At 65.2% G+C, this 3752-nt stretch carries 4 protein-coding genes; 3 read left to right on the forward strand and 1 reads right to left on the reverse strand.

The features are described 5' to 3' along the window. Positions 1–656, reverse strand: a 656-nt coding sequence (locus ABWP09_RS13180; RefSeq protein ID WP_353205584.1) for a glutathione S-transferase family protein, incomplete at its 3' end; no start/stop codon positions are given. 205 nt (positions 657–861) lie between these two features. Between ABWP09_RS13180 and ABWP09_RS13185 the strand changes: the two genes are divergently transcribed. The 3 genes from ABWP09_RS13185 to ABWP09_RS13195 form a co-directional block, all read left to right on the forward strand. Beyond that, positions 862–3048 (forward strand): TonB-dependent receptor, encoded by a 2187-nt coding sequence (locus ABWP09_RS13185; RefSeq protein WP_353205585.1) that lies wholly within the window; start codon positions 862–864, stop codon positions 3046–3048. Between the two features lie 66 nt (positions 3049–3114). Then, entirely contained in the window at positions 3115–3498 is a 384-nt protein-coding gene (locus tag ABWP09_RS13190) for a hypothetical protein (protein WP_353205586.1), read from the forward strand. Then, the coding region (locus tag ABWP09_RS13195; protein ID WP_353205587.1) for a glutathionylspermidine synthase family protein at positions 3498–3752 on the forward strand (255 nt) is incomplete at its 3' end. The genes ABWP09_RS13190 and ABWP09_RS13195, both read left to right, overlap by 1 nt.

The following is a 3752-nucleotide window of genomic DNA, read 5'->3' on the forward strand; positions in this document are numbered from 1 at the left end:
GCGGGCTGCTCGAACTGTTCGATCACCCATTCCTCTTCCTGCGCCGCGGCGATCCAGTCCTGCATGAAGGGATGGTGGAGCACCGCGTCCATATAGCCGGTGGCAAAACGCGCGACCGGCAGCGAATAGGTGACGATCCGCGTGACGACCGGCGCATACATGATGTCCGCCGCGCCGAACGCGCCGAACAGGAAATCGCCCTCGCCGCCGAAGCGCGCGCGCGCCTGCGCCCATAGCTCCATGATGCGGGTGAGGTCGGCGACGACATCGTCGTCGGGGCGCTGCGGCGCGAAGATCTGGCGCACGTTCATGCTGTGCTTGCGGCGGAGCGCGGTGAAGCTCGAATGCATTTCCGCCGCCATCGACCGCGCCATCGCGCGCGCGGCATCATCGGCGGGCCAGAACAGGTCGCGGCTGGTCTTTTCGGCGAGATATTCGACGATCGCCAGACTGTCCCACACCACCGCCTCGCCATCCCACAGGATCGGCACCTTGCCCGAGGAGGGGGCGAATTCGTCGCCATCGCGACGCTTGTCCCATTCGGCATCGTAGAGCGGCACGACCGCTTCTTCGAAAAGCAAACCCGATTGCTTGCACGCGAGCCAGCCGCGCAGCGACCAGGAGGAATAGGCCTTATTGCCGATGATCAGTTTCATAGGATGCGGACATAGCGGGCGCGGGGAAGTGCGGCAACCGCGCCACAGTGCGCGCGAAAAAAGACGCCGCAGCACGCATCCCCAATTGCGAATCAGTGGCTTGTCACGGAAGCTTAACAATCCGCGACGGGAGCCGCGCCGCGATGCTGAAACCAGCGCGCGCCGGAAACAACAGGCCAGCATCAGCAGCATTTGGGGGACCATCATGCGTTTCAAAAACATTGGCATCCGTCACCGTAGCGTCGCGGGCGCCCTGATCGCGCTGTCCGCGCTGGTTGCGGCCACACCGACCTTTGCGCAGACCGCCCCTGCTGCCGAGGCGAAGCCTGCGAGCGACGATGGCGATATCGTCGTCACCGCGCGCAAGCGCGAGGAAAGCCTGCTCGACACCCCCGTCGCGCTCAGCGCCTTTTCGGGGGAGTCGCTGAAATCGCTCAACGCCACCAATCTGGCCGATGTCGGCAAATACGTCCCCAACCTCAACATCAGCCGCTACGGCGTCGGCAACACCGCGCAAGCCTCGGTGTTTATCCGCGCGATCGGCCTGCAGGACCACCTGATCACCACCGATCCCGGCGTCGGCGTCTATCTCGACGGCGTGTATCTTGGGCGGCAGCTCGGCTCCAACCTGTCGCTGACCAATATCGAGCGGATCGAAGTGCTGCGCGGGCCGCAGGGCACGCTCTATGGCCGCAACACGCTGGGCGGTGCGGTCAACATCATCACGCGCAAGCCCGGCTCGGACAAGGGCGCAGAGCTGACCGCGCAAGTCGGTACGCGCGGGCGCATCAACGGCAATTTCTACGCCGATACGCGGCTGTCCTCGACCTTCGCTTTCTCGGTCAGCGGCAGTTACGAACGCAGCGCCGGTGTCGGCGACGCGGTCAATATCGCGGCCCCCAGCGCGCGGATCGGCGAACAGAATGACGCGAGCGGCCGCGCCGCCGCCTATTGGACGCCGAGCGACGCGTTCTCGCTGCTCGCCTCGGTCGATTTCGTCCGCGCGCGCGACGGGCAATCGCCGTATCGGGTCGATATCTACGATCCCGTCGCAGCCGGTTTCACCCGGGCGACGCAGGTCCGTCCCGACGATTCGGGCACCGACGTCCCCGGTCTCGAGACCACGTCGCTCGATCTGTTCGGCGCGTCGCTGACGGGTGAATATAAAGTCTCTGACGCGTTCACCGCAAAGCTGCTCGGCAGCTATCGCCAGACCCAATATACGGGCGGCCTGTCCGACACCGACAATATCTCGCGCCAGTCGGTCTTCCCCGAAGTCGGCAGTGCCGAACAGGCTTCGGTCGAATTGCAGGTCAATGCCGAGCTTGGCCGCTTCAACGCGGTTGGCGGACTGTATTATTTCTATGAAGACGGCAGCAACGCCTCGACCCCGGCTTATTTCTTTGGCGGACGCAGCGACTATTTCATCAAGCAGCGCACCGACAGCTATGCCGCCTATGCCAATGGCAGCTTCGACGTGACCGACGCGCTGTCGATCGGCGCGGGGGTGCGCTATTCGAAGGATGACAAGCGCGCGACCGCCAATTTCCAGGGCAGCTTCCCCGGGCCGGTGACGCGCACCGCCAGTTACGATGCGGTCACCGCGCAGGGCAACGTCACTTACAAGATCGCGCGCGACATCAACGTCTATGGCACGATCCAATTGGGCTATCAGCCGGGCAGCTACACCCCGCGTCCGTTTGGCGGGCCGGCATCGTTCAACGCCTCGCCCAAGACCACCGCGACCAATTATGAGATCGGGTTCAAGGGCAAGATCCTGCCCAATTGGACCGTCCTGCTGTCGGCCTTCACCACCGACTATAAAGACCGCGGGCTGCCCTATTCGTTTATCAACGCGGCCGGCTTCAACACCGTCATCATCTCGGCCAATGCCCGGGCACGCGGGATCGAGGCGGAGAGTACGGTGACGTTCGGCGGCTTCCGGCTGAAGGGGTCGATCGGCTATCTTGACAGCAAGATCACGCGGGTCAATTCGTTGCCGCCCGCTTTCTTCCCGACCGGCGGCACGCCGGTTGCCGGCGCGCCGACCGCGCTCAGCCCGGACGTGACCGGCGCGGTCGCGGGCAGCTATACCTACAAGCTCGGCTCGGGGGCGGCGATTACCGGCCAAGTCGATTACTCCTATCGCGGCGAGCAATTCGGCCAGCCCGTCGCGCGCCCGACCGAGCTGATCGCGGCGCGCAGCCTGGTCGGCTTCAACCTGAAATTTGAAAACGCCAAGCGCGATCTGGCGGTGACGATCTACGGCAGCAACATCTTCAACAAGGTCTATGATCAGGGTCGCCTCGATCAGGGCGGCTTCGTCGGCGTCGTGGTCAGCAACGACCGCAGCGAATTCGGCCTGCGCGTCACCACGACGTTCGGAAAGTAGCCCACCGATCTTGCTCGCATCCGGCCTGTCTTGCTCGTATAATACGGGCGGGACAGGGGAGCCATGATGACCGAGCCACGCCGTAAGTTTAACCCGCGCATCCTGCCGCTGACCAGCGCGGTCGCGGCGGCGCTGCTCGCCAGCGGCTGTGGGCCGAGCCGGAGTGTCGCCGACACCGACGTTGCGGTGTGCCGTGATGCGAGCGGGAAGCGCGTCGAGGATGTCCGTTGCGCCCGCAGCGGCGGCGGCGGCGGCGGCTTGGCGATGGCCGGTTTCGCCTGGTATTATCTCGGCCGGGGTAGCACCGTGCCGCGCGTCGGCGAAGCGCTGGCGGGCGGTTCGAGCAGCCCGCGCGCCGGGGTCGGCTATGCCCGCGCCTCCTCCGCCACCGTCTCGCGCGGCGGCTTCGGCAGCAGCGCACACGCAAGCGGCGGGGGCGGCGGCGAATAATGCGCCGCACCGATTGCAGCCCGCGCCGCGACTGGCAGGCCCATGTCGAATCGCTTGGCCTTGTCTGGCACAGCGTCGGCGACAAACCCTATTGGGACGAAAGCGCGTGCTACCGCTTCACGCTCGCCGAGATCGAGACGATCGAGAAAGCGAGCGCCGAGCTGTACGAGATGTTCCTCGCGGCGGGGCAGCATGTACTCGACCGCGACTTGCTCGGCGATTTCGGTATTCCGGCGTTCTGCCACGAGGCGATC

The sequence above is a fragment of the Sphingomonas sp. genome, from assembly GCF_040398505.1.
Taxonomy (GTDB): Bacteria; Pseudomonadota; Alphaproteobacteria; order Sphingomonadales; family Sphingomonadaceae; genus Sphingomonas.

Excerpts from the sequence above, each read along its gene's own strand:
- ABWP09_RS13190 (WP_353205586.1), top strand. The coding sequence starts at position 3,115 with ATGACCGAGCCACGCCGTAAGTTTAACCCGCGCATCCTGCCGCTGACC.
- ABWP09_RS13185 (WP_353205585.1), top strand. The coding sequence starts at position 862 with ATGCGTTTCAAAAACATTGGCATCCGTCACCGTAGCGTCGCGGGCGCC.